At 42.7% G+C, this 900-nt stretch carries 1 protein-coding gene; it reads right to left on the bottom strand.

Annotated elements, in window-relative coordinates; translation table 11 throughout:
* Positions 1-728, bottom strand: a 728-nt coding sequence (locus IEW67_RS17920) for a helix-turn-helix domain-containing protein (protein WP_444543273.1), incomplete at its 3' end; no start/stop codon positions are given.
* Between the last annotated feature and the right edge of the window lie 172 nt (positions 729-900).

The following is a 900-nucleotide window of genomic DNA, read 5'->3' as shown; positions in this document are numbered from 1 at the left end:
CCTTTGCTCTCAGGGTCAGCTTTGCGACAAACGTACATAGTTAACTTTCTTTCCTCGCGATACGCCTGAAATGCCTCGGTCAAGATCAAATCCCCGGCATTCTCGCTGACCACGATTAAGGCATCTTGATCATAAACAATTTCATAAGGGATGCCTCCAAAAGCGTGAAAGGCCTGCTCGTGGCAGTCAATTACATCGTTTGTTGTAAAAGGCCTATCCAGCCATTTGACAAATTTATACCGCGAGTGCGAGAGAACGAACGTAATGAACGTGAGTTTAACCTCCTTGCCATCGGGTGTTTTTTGAACGGTGTGTCCAAAGTCTACTTGAGCTTGTTGACCCATGGGCGGATCTTGAAGGCCTTGATAGTCCCGCATGGCTTCCGTTTTAGGAATGTTGTATTTGTCACGAAGCTCATTGACAAACAGGCGCACAGTGCTTTCGCCAACTTTTAGATCTGTATATCTTTCAAGTAACCAATCATGAATTTGTGATGCGGATAGATCCGGATGTTCACTGAGCCATGTTTGGATGAGCATTTCATACGGATCCAACTTTTTTCTTCTTGTCTGGGTTGAGGCCATCCATTCCCCCATTTCCTCCGGAGATTTATCGAGATACTTATAGACCGTCGTTCTTGAAATGCCCAACTTTCTAGCGATTCTTCGAATCTTAAACCCTTGCTTTTTTAATTGATAAATATCCATGTACACGTGCCACTTTTCCACCTTTCCGTCTCCCCATTCCTGCATGTAGTATAAATGTTCAATATCTATAACATGGTTAGCCCCCAAAAACGGGGGAATTTCATAAATCAATAAAAAAATCATAAGCGTCTATTTTCCGAGAAAATGTTGCTTCATAACCTGAAGTTTTCTAAAAATACGCTGTTCGGACGAA

Origin of the sequence: Lentibacillus kapialis (assembly GCF_014646635.1) — a bacterium.
Classification (GTDB): Bacteria; Bacillota; Bacilli; order Bacillales; family Amphibacillaceae; genus Lentibacillus; species Lentibacillus kapialis.
Note: the sequence above shows the minus strand (reverse complement) of the source record. Positions and strands in the feature narration are given on the sequence as shown.